Source organism: Serratia sp. CY37869 (assembly GCF_052168895.1).
GTDB classification, from domain to species: Bacteria; Pseudomonadota; Gammaproteobacteria; order Enterobacterales; family Enterobacteriaceae; genus Serratia; species Serratia ureilytica.
The window spans coordinates 1,463,071-1,476,593 of the sequence record NZ_JBJNLU010000001.1; the positions used below are offsets into that span (position 1 = coordinate 1,463,071).

12 protein-coding genes are annotated in these 13,523 nt (G+C 61.7%); 7 read left to right on the forward strand and 5 right to left on the reverse strand.

All coding sequences use genetic code 11. The features are described from left to right. The first annotated feature begins 23 nt into the window (after nt 1-23). From tetR to ACJ8J1_RS07060, 5 genes are all read left to right on the forward strand, one after another. Nucleotides 24-665, forward strand: a complete 642-nt coding sequence (gene tetR / locus ACJ8J1_RS07040) for a tetracycline resistance transcriptional repressor TetR (protein ID WP_033643144.1) — start codon at nt 24-26, stop codon at nt 663-665. Nucleotides 666-840: 175 nt separating this feature from the next. Then, a complete protein-coding gene (locus tag ACJ8J1_RS07045) occupies nt 841-1,314 on the forward strand; it encodes a (2Fe-2S)-binding protein (protein WP_033643143.1) in 474 nt (157 codons plus the stop codon). Next, complete coding sequence (locus ACJ8J1_RS07050; RefSeq protein ID WP_033643142.1) at nt 1,311-3,569, forward strand: xanthine dehydrogenase family protein molybdopterin-binding subunit; 2,259 nt, start codon at nt 1,311-1,313, stop codon at nt 3,567-3,569. The genes ACJ8J1_RS07045 and ACJ8J1_RS07050 overlap by 4 nt, the downstream gene beginning before the upstream one ends. Nucleotides 3,570-3,597: 28 nt before the next feature. Then, entirely contained in the window at nt 3,598-4,896 is a 1,299-nt protein-coding gene (locus ACJ8J1_RS07055; RefSeq protein WP_033643141.1) for a c-type cytochrome, read from the forward strand. A 69-nt stretch (nt 4,897-4,965) separates the two neighbouring features. After that, the gene (locus ACJ8J1_RS07060) at nt 4,966-5,571 is read left to right on the forward strand and encodes a nitroreductase family protein (RefSeq protein ID WP_033643140.1); all 606 of its coding nucleotides are present in this window, start codon (nt 4,966-4,968) and stop codon (nt 5,569-5,571) included. A gap of 209 nt (nt 5,572-5,780) precedes the next feature. On the opposite strand, the gene ACJ8J1_RS07065 is transcribed toward ACJ8J1_RS07060, so the two are convergent. Next, nucleotides 5,781-6,353: a hypothetical protein gene (locus ACJ8J1_RS07065; protein WP_033643139.1), complete on the reverse strand. Its 573-nt coding sequence runs from the start codon at nt 6,351-6,353 to the stop codon at nt 5,781-5,783. Between the two features lie 133 nt (nt 6,354-6,486). Beyond that, entirely contained in the window at nt 6,487-7,398 is a 912-nt protein-coding gene (locus ACJ8J1_RS07070; RefSeq protein WP_050594421.1) for a DMT family transporter, read from the reverse strand. Between the two features lie 129 nt (nt 7,399-7,527). On the opposite strand from ACJ8J1_RS07070, the gene ACJ8J1_RS07075 reads away from it, so the two are divergent. Both ACJ8J1_RS07075 and ACJ8J1_RS07080 read left to right on the forward strand, forming a co-directional pair. Next, nucleotides 7,528-8,097, forward strand: a complete 570-nt coding sequence (locus ACJ8J1_RS07075; RefSeq protein ID WP_033643138.1) for a helix-turn-helix domain-containing protein — start codon at nt 7,528-7,530, stop codon at nt 8,095-8,097. A gap of 122 nt (nt 8,098-8,219) precedes the next feature. After that, nucleotides 8,220-10,145 carry a DUF3857 domain-containing protein gene (locus ACJ8J1_RS07080; RefSeq protein WP_033643137.1) on the forward strand — a complete coding sequence of 642 codons (1,926 nt, stop codon included), beginning with the start codon at nt 8,220-8,222 and terminating at the stop codon, nt 10,143-10,145. 38 nt (nt 10,146-10,183) lie between these two features. Here the strand turns inward: ACJ8J1_RS07080 and ACJ8J1_RS07085 are convergent, their stop codons facing one another. From ACJ8J1_RS07085 to ACJ8J1_RS07095, 3 genes are all read right to left on the reverse strand, one after another. Beyond that, nucleotides 10,184-10,540, reverse strand: coding sequence for a DUF1937 family protein (locus ACJ8J1_RS07085; protein ID WP_033643136.1), 357 nt, complete (start codon nt 10,538-10,540; stop codon nt 10,184-10,186). Nucleotides 10,541-10,639: 99 nt separating this feature from the next. Then, complete coding sequence (gene eutH / locus ACJ8J1_RS07090; RefSeq protein ID WP_033643135.1) at nt 10,640-11,872, reverse strand: ethanolamine utilization protein EutH; 1,233 nt, start codon at nt 11,870-11,872, stop codon at nt 10,640-10,642. Next, nucleotides 11,865-13,325, reverse strand: coding sequence for an FGGY-family carbohydrate kinase (locus tag ACJ8J1_RS07095; RefSeq protein ID WP_033643134.1), 1,461 nt, complete (start codon nt 13,323-13,325; stop codon nt 11,865-11,867). Before ACJ8J1_RS07095 ends, eutH begins: the two co-directional genes overlap by 8 nt. Between the last annotated feature and the right edge of the window lie 198 nt (nt 13,326-13,523).

Consider the following 13,523-nt stretch of genomic DNA (forward strand, 5'->3'; position numbering starts at 1 on the left):
GTTACCCTATCAGTGATAGAGAGATGAGCGAAAAAAATACTGCGACACGTTTAACGCGAGAAACCGTCCTGCGCGGGGCGCTGGCGTTGCTGAACGACATCGGCATCGATGCCCTGAGCACCCGCCGCCTGGCGCAACATTTGGGCGTGCAATCTCCCACGCTCTATTGGCATTTCAAGAACAAGGCCGAGCTGCTGAAGGCGATGGCGGAAACCATCATGCTGGATCACCGTGAAGAGGTGCCCGCCGACATGCCCTGGCAGGATTGGGTTGTCACCAATGCCGGCAACTTCCGTCGGGCGCTGCTGGCTTACCGCGACGGCGCGCGTCTGCATGCCGGCACCCGGCCGCAGGAGCCGCAATTCGCCGTCATTGAGGCCAAGGTGGCGCTGCTGTGCCGGGCGGGGTTGACGCCGGAGCGCGCGGTAAACCTGCTGTTCGCCGTCGGGCGTTTCGTGGTGGGCTGGGTGCTGGAGGAACAGCAAATGCAGCCTGACGATCCGCTCAATGACGCCGACCGCCGCCGTTATCCGCTGCTGTGCCAAGGCTGGGAAACATTGCAGGAGAAGGGCGCGGATGCGTTGTTCGAAGCCGGGGTGCGGCTGTTGGTCGACGGCGCCGAGGCCGGACTGGCGATCGACAATAATCACGGGCGGCAATCATAAAAGCGCGCTTATCTATCGGAAATTTATAGAAAATACCCACTTTTCGTTAAAGCCATGGCGGCTACATTCCCTTAACATCGTCAAGTCTTTTGATGATAATTATTAGCACGCTGCTCAATTATTCACCGCAGTGATGTTACGGATTAAATCCGTTTGTTTAAGGGATAGTTTCACCATGGAAATCAACGTTAATGGCCGGGTGGTTCCGCTCGGCAATCTCGCGCCCGACACGCCGCTGCTGTACGTTTTACGCAACGATCTGCACTTGAATGGCCCCAAATATGGCTGCGGCCTGGGGGAGTGCGGCGCCTGCACGGTGCTGATCGACGGCGTCGCCGCGCGTTCTTGCTCAATGCCGCTGGCCGCCGTAGGAAGCAAGTCCGTCACCACGCTGGAAGGCCTGGGCACGCCGGAGGCGCTGCATCCGGTTCAGCAGGGGTTTATCGATGAGCAGGCGGCGCAGTGCGGTTACTGCGCCAACGGTATGATCATGACGCTGGTCGCGTTGTTCGAACGCGAGCCGGATGCAGATGAACAAACCATCAAGAAAGAGCTGGCCTACAACCTGTGCCGCTGCGGCACCCACCTTGAGATCTTGCGCGCCGCCGAGCGCGCCCGCGATCTGCTGGCTGCGCGGAGGCAAGCATGAGCCACCTCGAACTAACCCGCCGACAGTTGCTGCAAGCCGGCGGTGTGGTGATGGTCAGCAGTCTGCTGCCCGCGCCGTTTAACGCCTTCGCCGCCGAGACGGTTGCATCGCCTGCCGATCTGCCGCTGGATCGGGTGGACAGCTTTATCAGCCTCACCGCCGACGGCCGGGTGACGGCCTTCAATGGCCATGTCGATCTCGGCACCGGCATTCGCACCGCGCTGGCGCAGATCGTCGCCGACGAAATTTGCGTGCCGTTCGAGCACGTCACGATGATCCTCGGCGATACGCAACGCACGCCGGATCAGGGGCCGACCATCGCCAGCGCCACCATCCAGGTCACGTCGGTGCCGCTGCGGCAGGCGGCGGCGCAGGTGCGACATATGCTGACGGCGCTGGCGGCCAAAGCCTTCGAACTGCCGGCCGACCAGCTGACGGCGGCGGCGGGACAGGTGTTTGTGACCAAGCACCCGGGGCGTTCCTTGAGCTATGCGCAGCTGGCGAGCGGGCAAAATCTGCATGTGACGCTGGATAAAAACGTGCCGCTGAACGGTGAACAGCAGGGCCGCTATGTCGGCCGCGCCGTCGCCCGGGTCGATATTCCGGCCAAGGTCAGCGGGGGGCTGACCTACGTGCACGACCTGCGCTTGCCCGGCATGCTGCATGGCCGGGTGGCGCGCCCGCCTTACGCAGGCGCCGACAGCAGCGCGCCGCTGGGCGGCGGCCTGTTGTCGGTGGATGAAAGTTCGATCGCGCACCTGCCGGGCATCGTGAAACTGGTGGTGATCAACGATTTCATCGGCATTGTGGCCGAGCGCGAAGAGCAGGCGATCGCCGCCATGCGCCGGCTGAAAACCGAATGGAAACCCTGGGCCGGCCTGCCGGACCTGTCGCCGGAGGCGCTGCCCGCCGCGCTGGAAGCCAACCCGAAAACCGACCGCGTGCTGCGCGATGATGCGGGCACGGACGAGGCGTTGGCATTGCTGCATACCGAAGTGCGGGCGGACTATGTCTGGCCTTACCATCAGCACGCCTCGATCGGCCCCTCCTGCGCGGTAGCGGAGGTCAAAGACGGGCGGGCGCAGGTGTGGTCCGGCACGCAAAACCCGCACGATCTGCGCAAAGATATCGCCAGGCTGCTCGAGCTGCCGTCTGAGCAGGTGCACATCACCCGCATGGAAGCCTCCGGCTGCTATGGCCGCAACTGCGCCGACGACGTCTCGGCGGACGCGGCGCTGTTGGCGCGGGCCACCGGCCGCCCGGTGCGGGTGCAGCTGATGCGTGAACAGGAATCCGGCTGGGAGCCGAAGGGCACCGGCCAACTGATCCGGGTGCGCGGCGGCCTCGACGCGCAAAATCGGGTGGCGGCTTACGAGTTGAAAACCAGCTATCCCTCCAACAATGCGGTGACCTTGCCGCTGGTGTTGACCGGCAAGGTGGCCAACCGGGCCGACGTGCAACAGATGGGCGATCGCACCGCCATTCCGCAATACGCGTATCCGCACATGCGGGTGATCTGTCAGGACGCCGCGCCGATCGTGCGGGCGTCGTGGATGCGCGGCGTTTCGGCGCTGCCCAACGTGTTCGCCCATGAATCCTGGATCGACGAGCTGGCCTGGCGCGCCGGCGAGGATCCGATCGCGTTTCGCCTGCGTTACCTGAACGATCCGCGCGCGGTGGCCTTGATTGAGGCCCTGAAGCGCCAGGCTAACTGGCAAGACGGCCCGGCGCACCGCTCGCGCGCCGCCGGGGCCGAAGTGGTGAGTGGCCGCGGCTTCGCCTATGCGCGCTATTTCCACAGCAAATTCCCCGGCTTCGGCGCCGCCTGGGCGGCCTGGGTGTGCGATCTCAGCGTCAATCGCCTTTCCGGGCAGATCACGCTCAATAAAGTCTTCGTGGCGCATGATTGCGGCCGGATGATCAATCCGGCCGGGGTGCGCCATCAGGTGCACGGCAACATTATCCAATCCGCCAGCCGGGTGCTGAAAGAGTTTGTGACCTTCAACGCGTCGGGTGTGACGTCATTGGACTGGGGCGGCTATCCGATCCTGCGCTTTGACGAATTGCCGCAGATCGATATCCAACTGATCGACCGCCCGGACGAAGCGCCGATGGGCGCAGGAGAGTCCGCCTCGGTGCCGAGTGCGGCGGCGATCGGCAACGCGCTGTTTGACGCCCTCGGCGTGCGCCTGCGCGAGGTGCCGTTCACACCGGCGCGGGTGCTCGCCGCGCTGCGCGCTCAGGCCGGCCATTAACCCCCCGTAACGAACAAGGACAGCAAAGATGAGTAAGATGAAAAAAATCGTCGGGTGGGGCGGCGTCACGGTGATCGCCGTTGTGGTCGCCGGCGTGGTCGCCAGTTGGCAGCCGGAGATTGCGCCGCTCGCCGCCGATGCGACCCACAGTTTCAGCGAGACGCAGATCGCGCGCGGCAAAACGTTGGCCGATCTCGGCGACTGCGCCGTGTGCCACACCCGTGCGGGCGGCGAGCGCAACACCGGCGGGTTGGCGATGGAGATCCCCTTCGGCACCATTTACACCACCAACATCACGCCGGACGTGGAAACCGGCATCGGCAGCTGGAGCTACGCGGCGTTCGAACGCGCCATGCGCCACGGCGTCGATCGCCAGGGCCGCTATCTCTATCCGGCGTTTCCCTATACCGCCTTTACCCGCACCCGCGACGACGATCTGCAGGCGCTGTATGCCTATCTGATGTCGCAGCCGCCGGTCAAGTACCGGCCGCCGGCCACCGATCTGCACTTTCCGTTCAACATTCGCCAGGGCATCTTTGCCTGGAACCTGCTGTTCCTGACGCCGGGCGCGATGCCGGAACAGGCGACCCAAAGCGCCGACTGGAACCGCGGCGCGTACCTGGTCGAAGGGCTGGGGCACTGCAGCGCCTGCCACTCGCCGCGCAACGTGTTGTTCGGCGAGAAAACCGGCGGCGAGCACCTGGCCGGCGGCGTGGCGGAGGGATGGACGGCGCCGGCGTTGACCGGCCGCTCGCCCGCGCCGCTCGCGTGGACGCAGCAGGATCTGGTCGATTTCATGCGCACCGGCTACTCGGCCAACCACGGCGTCGCCGCCGGCCCGATGGCGCCGGTGATCGAAGAAGGGCTGTCGCGCTTGCCGCAGGCCGATCTGCAGGCGATCGCCGTCTATCTGCGCAGCTATCATCCTGAAACGGCGGCGGGCGCTACGGCGACAACGTTAAACGCTCAGGCGGAGCGCCAGGTGGAGCCTCTGAGTTCGGCAGGGGCGCGGCTGTTTTCCGGCGCCTGCATGGCTTGCCATGCGCAGGAAAAAGGCGCGCAGATGGCGGGGGTGCGGCCGTCTCTGGCGCTGAACACCAACCTGTTCGCCGACGCGCCGGACAACGCCATTCGCGTGGTGCTGGACGGCATACAGCGGCCGGCGAACGCCGAGCTGGGCTATATGCCGGGCTTTCGCCATAACCTGAATGACGCGCAGATCGCCATCCTGCTCAACTACCTGCGGCAGCATTACGCCGGTCAGGCGCCGTGGCCGGAATTGGCGGCGCAGGTCAGCCGTTTGCGCGCCGAAACCGCGCAGAAATAGCCGCCTGGGGCTGGACAGCCGCGCCGCGTTGACGACAATAGACCTTTTCACATGGACAGAGGCAGTAAAATGAATACGTTAGACGCGATCCGCCAACGCCGCGCCACCAAGCAGTTCGATACGCAGCACGTGATGACGCTCGAAGAGAAAAAAGCGCTGTTGAACATTGCGCTGCAGGGCGCTCCTAGCGCGTTTAACCTGCAGCACTGGCGCCCGCTGCTGATCGAAGATCGCGCGCAGCGCGAGAAAATTCGCGAGGCGGCGTGGGGGCAGGCGCAGGTGACCGACGCGTCGATGCTGGTCGTGCTGTGCGGCGATCTGTCGAGTTGGGAATCGAAGGTAAAAACCGTTTGGGCCGACGCGGCGGAGCCGGTGCAGCAGTTCATGATCCCGGCCGTCGATCAGTATTATCGCGGTAAACCGCAGGTGCAGCGCGACGAAGTGATGCGCAGCAGCGGCATCTTCGCCCAGACGTTGATGCTGGCGGCCAAGGCGCAGGGCTACGACTCTTGCCCGATGGACGGTTTTGATTTCGACGCGGTGGGCGAGATTATCAATAAGCCGGCGCATTATCAGATCGCGCTGATGGTCGCTATCGGCAAGGCGGCGGGGCAACCTTACCCGCGCATCGGCAAGCTGCCGTTCGACGAGGTGGTGAAAACCGATCGCTTCTGAGCTGAACGGTGAATGACAAAAGGGAAGGCTTGCGCCTTCCCTTATTTTTTTATGACGCACAGTTCGTTCCAGTAACTGAAACGGATGCGCCGTTGCAGGCGGTGATGCCACATAGAACACTCCTTCTACCCTACACGGTTTAAATAAATAGCACCGCGCCGGGCGCAAGACGAATGCCTTATTGTGCATAGCTTGCCCGCCGGATGGGATTAGCGGTATTTATTGACGTTGGCCACGGCGGAATCTAAAGACGTTACCTTATATTTCCAATAGGTTATTTTATTGGCCTGCGCTGCGCCCACCGCACCGAAATAGGTTTGCCACGCCGTGGCGCTGGTCAACAAATCGCTAAACATCTGCCCCAGGTCGGTCACGCTCCAGACGGTACGGTAGCCTTTCACCGCAGAAGGCGCCGGCGGCGTATGTTGAACATAGCCGCCAACCGAATACCGGTTCTCGTAGGCCATAAATACGGTGTAAACCCGTCCGTGCGGCGCCGTATGCTGGTACCAGGGGATCACCACAAAATGGTGGACGGGCGGGCCAATCATGAAATGCCAAACGGCGGTTTCCGAGTTCGCCCCAGAGAACCCCAGCGCGATATTGATATTCTTTTGCATGTCACGGTTATTTTCGATCGTGGTTCCGGCCCCGCTATCGTCCTGCGTTTTGCCATAAACGGCCCGGCTCATTTGGGCGGGAACGCCAGGGCAATTATTTATTGCCATCAGAGAATTATTGCTGACGATGGCATTGATTAATGTCTCACCGGTATTGCCCATATTGATATTTCTCCACACGCAAGGTAAATATTCTAATTATTTTCATGCTTAATAATTAGAATGGATTAAATAGGCTGAGTGGCGGCATCGATAATAAGGTTAGACATAAAACGCCTTCGGCATTCGTTTATGCTCATTTATTTTTCTGTCTCACGACGGCAGGCTCGGCTGCTGTTGAGATTGAATGGCGTTTATAAAACATCATGCCCGCCGCGGCGCCCAGGATCGCCAGCGTGCCCAGCAGCTGCAGCAGGCTGAGACGGTGCCCGAACGCCGCCCAGTCCACCACGATCGCCACTGCCGGGTAGATAAACGACAGCGCGCCAACCAGAGCGGTGGGGATTTTCTGGATAGCGCCATAGAGCAACGTGGACATCACCCCGGTATGCACCAGGCCGAGGGTCGCCAGCAGCAGCCAGTCGAGCGGTTCTGCGGGAAGGTGGGCCAGACCGGCGAACGGCGCCATCGCCACCGCGCCAACGGTCAGTTGAATCAACACGATGAGCTGCGGCGGCAACGCGGCCAGCTGTTTGACGATCGCTGCCGCCAGGGCGTACATCAGGGCCGCACCGAGCGCCAGCGCCACGCCCAGCAGATAGTCGCCATCGCCGCCACCGCTCTGCCGGCCGGTGACGATCAACACCATCCCGGCGAACGCCAGCAGAAGCCAGCCCAGCCGATTAGCCGTCAGTTTTTCGCCGAACAGCAGCGCTCCCAGCGCCACCAACATAAACGGTTGAACATGGTAGGTCACGGTGGCGACAGCGATCGAGGCATGCGCATAGGCGGCAAACAATAGCGTCCAGTTGAGCACCAGCGCGAGGCCCCCCAGGACGGCGAAAGCCAGCTGCCGCCGGTTGATGGCGCCTGATTTCAGTTGCCCAAGCGCGGCGCAGGTGGCCAGCATCGCCAGCGCGCCGAACGCGCAGCGCCAAAACACCACCGTGGCGGGCGGCTGCCCTAACACGATCACCGGCCAACCGACGGTGCCGGAGATCGTCATGGCGAGGATCATTTGCACTGCGCCGCGCGTTTTCGTTTTCATGTCGTTTCCCTCGCGGCCTGACCGTGCTTGTGGTGAAGTCGCTTAATCATTAAAATGAACAATCGAACATTATGATGAACATGGTTGACGGCGTTCGTCAAGTCGAACAAATGAATGGTATAACGAACAATGAGCGAGAGCCTAATGCAGAACATCACGCCGATCGGCCTCTTGTCGGCGGCAATCCGCCGTGAGCGGGAGCGATTGAACCTGTCCGTCACCGAACTGGCGAAGCGCGCGGGTATCGCCAAGTCCACGTTGTCGCAGCTCGAAGCCGGCAGCGGTAATCCCAGTCTGGAAACGCTGTGGGCGTTGGCGATGGCGCTGGATGTGCCGGTCAGCCGACTGATTTCGCAACCCAGCAGGCAGGTGCAAGTGATCCGCGCTCATGAGGGGACCGCGGCGGTGTCAGAGCAGGGCAACTACGCCGCCACGTTGCTGGCCACTTGTCCACCGGGCGCGCAGCGCGACATTTACCGGCTGCGGGTGCAGCCCGGCGAAGTCAAACTTTCCCGGCCGCATCCGCCGGGCACCGTCGAGCATGTGATCATCAGCAGTGGACGGGCGCGCCTTGGCCCGGCGGATCAGCCGCAGGTGCTGAGCGCCGGGGATTACATCAGTTACTCCGCCGATCGCGAGCACGTTTTCGAGGCCCTGGAGCCGGAGACCACCGCTGTGATGCTGATCGAGCAGGGCTAGCACGGCGTTGACGGTTCGTTTATTGAAAATGATTCTCAATTATATTAGTGTGCCCGCCTGTTTTGACGCCGGGGCAGACGCGTAGCCCGGCGTCGCCGTTTGTTGCCCTTCAAGGACCGAAGATGAAAATCGCTATTCCTTCCATACTGTTACTCGCCGGTTTGACGGCGACGCACCCGGCCACCGTGTTGGCCGCTGCACCGCCCGCCGCGGCGGATCAGGGCCAGAACGACACGGCCAACAACGATTTCAGCTTCGTGCGCTATCGCGCGGATTACCGCGTTAACGCCAACGCCACCAACGTGAAGGCGGAAAGCTACGAAGTGCTGCTGAAAACCAAGGCGGCGGTCGAAAAATTCAGCCAGATCCGCCTGAGCTACAGCGAGAAAATGGAAACGCTGGAGGTGGTCGCCGCCTATACGCTGACCGCCGACGGCCAGCGCCACGATGTGGCGCCCGATCGCATTTATACCCAGGAAAGCTATTCCAGCGCCACGGCGCCGCTGTATGCCGATCGCAAGGTGCGCGTCATCGTGTTCTCCAACCTGGCGCCGGGCTCGCGCGTGGTGTACGAACTGCGCCGCACGCAGAACACCCCGTATTTCCCTGACTATTTCGGCCTGTGGGAGACGTTCAGCGTTTTCGATCAGTTCGACGACGCCGAAGTGACCCTGCAGGCGCCGGCCAAGCTGCCGATGCATATCTTCACGCGCGGCGTCGAGGGCGGGGACCAACCGCAAATCCGCAACGGCCAGGCGCACTGGCGCTGGCATTATTCGCGCAGCGCGCCGATGAAGGCGCAAAACTGGGCGGCGGACAGCTGGACCTTCAGCCCGACCATCATGGCCAGCACCTACCGCGAGTGGCCGCAGTTGGCCAAGGCCTACCAGCTGAAGGCCGGCGCGGCGGCGAAGGTGACGCCGGGCATTCAGGCGCTGGCGGACAATATCACCGCCGGTATCAGCGATCGGCGCGAGCAGGCGGAGGCCCTCTATCGCTGGGTGGCGCAAAACATTCGCTACGTGGCGGTGTACCTGGGCAACGGTGGGCTGGAGCCGAATTCGGCGCAGAGCATTCTCGATAACCATTACGGCGACTGTAAGGATCACGTGGTGATCCTGGAGGCGCTGCTCGCCGCCAAAGGCATTGAAAGCTCGCCGGTGCTGATCGGCATGGATGAAGGCCCGATACTGCCTAAAGTGCCGCTGCTTGGCCGCTTCAATCACGCCATCACCTACGTGCCGGAATTCAAACTGTACCTCGATTCCACCAATCCCTGGGCGCGTTTCGGGCAACTGCCGGAGGGCGATTTGGGCGCACCGGTGCTGCTGACGCGCGACGCCAGGCTGGCGCGCACGCCGGGCAGCGATGAGCAGCCGGTCAAGAGCGCGCTGAACGTCGATTTCGTGTTCGACAAGGCGGGCAATCTGCGCGGACAGACCGAGCGCCGGCTGAGCGAAGTGGAAGAAATTGACCTGCGGGGCTACTTCTCGCAGATCAACCGTCAGAATCGGGCGCAGGCCGAAGCGACGATCATGTCCGCTTCCGGCATCGACGGCAACGGCGAAGTGGCGATGAACAGCGATCCGCTGGATCTCAAAAAGCAGTTCGGCTATCGCTTCCGCTTCAAGGCGGACGACTACGTCGATTTCGGCGTGGTGGGCGGCATGACGTTGCCCAACCCGCCCGGCGGCAAATCGTTCCGCACGCTGTATACCACCACGGCGGCGCCGGGCAACGAAACGCCGTTCTACTGCACCGCGCAGCGCTACGACGAAACCTACCGTCTGCAGCTGCCGGCCAACGTGCCGATCATCGCCATTCCGAAAGATCGGCAATTCCGCAATGCGGCGGGCGACTATCGCGTCGAGTGGCGGCGCGACGGGCAGCAGGTGACCGTCAATCACCGCCTGCAGGTGAATGCCATTCGCGGCAAGGAAGCGCTGTGCCAGGCGCAGGATTACCCGGCATTCCGCGAGCTGTTCCAGCAGGTGCGGCGCGGTTTCCGCGGCCAGGTGGTGTACGGCGAATTGGCCAACGGCAAATAAGCCGCTGCCCCGTCGCGCTAAGCGGCGGGGCGCACGCCTCAGTTGAACTCGCCCGCGACCTCGGACCACAGGCTGACGCGGCAGCCGCGCGCGGCGAAAGCGTCCATCTCGCGCTTGATGCCGCCGCTCTCTTGCCAACCCGGCAAATCGAGCACGATCAACTCATCCATCGCCGCCATGAACAGGGCGTCGATCGGCGCCCACAGCTTGCCGATGGCGGTTTTGTCTAGCTCTTGCAAACACTGGTTGATCGGATGCGACATGCTGACCTGACTAAAAACGGCGCTGCCGGCGCGCACGATAGCGGCGGCGACGTCGTTGCAGGCGATAAAGCGTTGCTGCACGACGTTGGCGTCGGTGTGGCTGTAGGGGCAGGCTAAAAATATTTTTCTCATTAGCGTTTGTTCTCTCAATAATTGTTGTCAGGGACGAAAAAAGGGCGCAGCTTCCCCGTGAGGCGGCGCCCCGTTTATTTTTATGGCTTAGGGGTAAATTTAACGAGCGGCGGCGGCGATGGCCGTCGATTGCCTTTGCGTCTGTTCTTTTTCCAGCAATTCAGCCTCCGGCACCGAAATTTTTATGGCGATCAGCACGGCGATCATGCCACCGAGGAATTTGCCCATCATGATCGGCAACACCAGCGAAGGTTGGAAGTTGGCGGTAAACGCCAGGTGATCGCCCAACGTGGCCTGTGCGCAGATGCCGAAGGCCACGCACAGCACCTTATCGCGGGCGCGCATGCCTTTGAACAGGTGATAAACGGCGATGATATTGGCCAATACCATAATAAAGCCCAGCGCGCCGGTATCCGATAAACCGAGCTTTTTACCGATGAAATGCATCGGCTTGCGGCAATAGCGCTGGAATAAATAACAAATGGGGAATGTGCCCGCCAACATAATGCCGATATAACCGGCGATCTCGATAGCGCGGAATAATTCGTCTTTGTCGGCAAATAATGGATCGAATACCCAGCCGCCGAACACCTTTTTAAACACACCGGTGAAATGCTCGATGATGCACAGCGCCAACACCAGCTTGATAAAGGCATCCGCCGCCTTGCCGAAGATCAGGAATCCTTTCACCATCGCCGCCGGCCGCAGCTTCAGCCCCAACGCCAGCAGGAAGCACAGGGCGAACAGCGGGGACAGCAGCCGCAGCGCCTGCAGCAAGTCCAGCTGCAGATAGTGCGCGGCAGGTGACGTGGTGGAGATAATCTCCCTGACCGGCAGGTTATTGAAGGTGATGGTCACCAGGGCGATCAGCACGGCGAACGGAATGCTGATCAGGCCTGCCATGGCACCCAGCGCCAGATATTTATGGTCGTCGCGGTTCAGCATGATAAGCCCGACCGGGATCAGGTACACGATGCTGGCACCCGAGGTGTAGCCCACCAACATGGCGACGATCCACATATCGCGGTTGGCGGCAATGGCGTCGGCCAGCTGATAGCCGCCCATGTCCACGGCGATCACCGCCAGCGCCGCGATCGAGGCGTCGGAGCCGAGCGCCGAGAAGAAGGGGCCGATGCTGTACATGATCAGGTAAGAGATGATCGGGATTGCGGCCATGATGCCAGCCTGGGCGAGAAACACCGGGCCGATGGCGTGAATGCCGTTGACGAATTCGCGTCCCAGCTCGCCTTCCGGTTTGACGATCGACGCCAGCGCACCGATCAGAGTGCCGGCCATGATGATATAGATGATGAAATTACCGAACTCAGCCATGGTGTTCCTCCTGCGATGAACGTAAGCCGCGCGAGCGCGCGATGATTTCCTGATAGCGGGCAAACCAGCCCGCCATATCGACCTCGGCGGGTTCCGTCACTTCATAGCGGTTGAGCACCTTGAGCGGATGTTCCACCCCCAGTCCTTTACGCGCCAACAGCGCAACGCCTTGGGCGGTGATCTCCTTATTGGTGGGAGAGACGATGCGCTTTTGGATCAGGTTGGCGAGAAACTGCGTGAAATAGCGGTTGGCGGACAGGCCGCCGTCCACCGAAATGCTGTCGCCGATCGGTTTCAGTTTATCCATGGCGTTGATCACCTCGGCGGAACGCATGGCGATGCCTTCGAGGATCGACTGCAGCAGATCCTTGCGCTCGGTCTCCAGCGACAGCCCGGCCCACATCCCGGCAGCGGAGCGGTCCCAGTACGGGCAGGCCAGTCCGGAGAGCGCGGGCACAAAGGCCAGGCCGCGCGCGATGGCCGGCTGAGAGGGGAAGTCGCCGAATTCATCGAAATCGTTGAACAGGCCGATCTTTCTCGCCCAGTTAATGGCGGAGGCGGCGTTATAAACGCCGCCGTCCAGGCCATACACCGGCTTGCTGTCGGGCAGCTTCCAGCACAGCGTGGGCAACAGGCCGGACTCGCCGGCATCGATCGGGCGCGGCCCGGTGATCGCCTGTAAAAAGGCGCCGGTACCGAAGGTGATCTTCATCTGCCCCGGTTGATGGCAGCCGTGGCCGTATGTACCGGCAAACTGGTCGACGATGCAGGCCGTCAGCGGCACCGGTTTGCCGTTGAGCGCGACGTCGCCGAAGTGGCCGATGTTGTCTCTGACCTCGGGCAGGCTGTCGATCGGCACGCCGAACAAACGGCACAGCTCCTCATCCCACTGCAGGGTATGAATGTTGAACAACGAGGTGCGCGAGGCCGAGTTATAGTCGGTAAGATGCCGGCCGCACAGGTGGAACAGGAAGAAGGCGTCCATGGTGCCGAGCCGCAGGCGGCCGCGTTGCGCCAATTGCCTGGCGCCCGGGGCGTTGTTCATCAGCCAGCCCATCTTGCTGGCTGAGAAGTAGGTATCGAGCGGCAGACCGGTTTTCGCCGTCACCAGCGGCTCAACGCCTTCGCGTTTCAGCCGCTGGATCTCCGGCTCGGTGCGCTGATCTTGCCAAACGATGGCGTTGTACAGCGGCAGGCCGCTGTCGGCGTCCCAGGCCAGCAGGCTTTCGCCCTGATGCCCTAAACCGATGGCGTCCACCATGTCGCACTGGCTGAGACAGCGGCGGATATTCGCCAAAATCTCCAGGGCGTCGTGTTCCACCCAGCCCGGATTGGGGGTGATCTGCTTGTGCGGCATGCTGGCCGGTGAATGGTGCCTGCCGTCTTCGCCGAACACCACGACCCGGGTGCCGGTGGTCCCCTGATCAATCGCGGCATAACGTTGATTCATCATTGCTTCGCTCTCTTATAGGTTTTGTTTTTTTATTGTGCCTGGTGTTGGTTGTGTGACTGTTTTAATAATCTATCTTCAATTTCACACACAAAAGCAACATAAATCACAAGATAAAATAACCCCGCGTGATCGACCTCATACTTTTTGCTTATCACCGCCTTTTGCGGCTTTTTTTTGGGAGTTATGTTGTTTTTGTCA

Bases quoted from the DNA above. Each gene is read 5' to 3' on its own strand.
- tetR (WP_033643144.1), top strand. From the start codon at position 24: ATGAGCGAAAAAAATACTGCGACACGTTTAACGCGAGAAACCGTCCTG.
- ACJ8J1_RS07045 (WP_033643143.1), top strand. From the start codon at position 841: ATGGAAATCAACGTTAATGGCCGGGTGGTTCCGCTCGGCAATCTCGCG.
- ACJ8J1_RS07050 (WP_033643142.1), top strand. From the start codon at position 1,311: ATGAGCCACCTCGAACTAACCCGCCGACAGTTGCTGCAAGCCGGCGGT.
- ACJ8J1_RS07055 (WP_033643141.1), top strand. From the start codon at position 3,598: ATGAGTAAGATGAAAAAAATCGTCGGGTGGGGCGGCGTCACGGTGATC.
- ACJ8J1_RS07060 (WP_033643140.1), top strand. From the start codon at position 4,966: ATGAATACGTTAGACGCGATCCGCCAACGCCGCGCCACCAAGCAGTTC.
- ACJ8J1_RS07065 (WP_033643139.1), bottom strand. From the start codon at position 6,353: ATGGGCAATACCGGTGAGACATTAATCAATGCCATCGTCAGCAATAAT.
- ACJ8J1_RS07070 (WP_050594421.1), bottom strand. From the start codon at position 7,398: ATGAAAACGAAAACGCGCGGCGCAGTGCAAATGATCCTCGCCATGACG.
- ACJ8J1_RS07075 (WP_033643138.1), top strand. From the start codon at position 7,528: ATGAGCGAGAGCCTAATGCAGAACATCACGCCGATCGGCCTCTTGTCG.
- ACJ8J1_RS07080 (WP_033643137.1), top strand. From the start codon at position 8,220: ATGAAAATCGCTATTCCTTCCATACTGTTACTCGCCGGTTTGACGGCG.
- ACJ8J1_RS07085 (WP_033643136.1), bottom strand. From the start codon at position 10,540: ATGAGAAAAATATTTTTAGCCTGCCCCTACAGCCACACCGACGCCAAC.
- eutH (WP_033643135.1), bottom strand. From the start codon at position 11,872: ATGGCTGAGTTCGGTAATTTCATCATCTATATCATCATGGCCGGCACT.
- ACJ8J1_RS07095 (WP_033643134.1), bottom strand. From the start codon at position 13,325: ATGATGAATCAACGTTATGCCGCGATTGATCAGGGGACCACCGGCACC.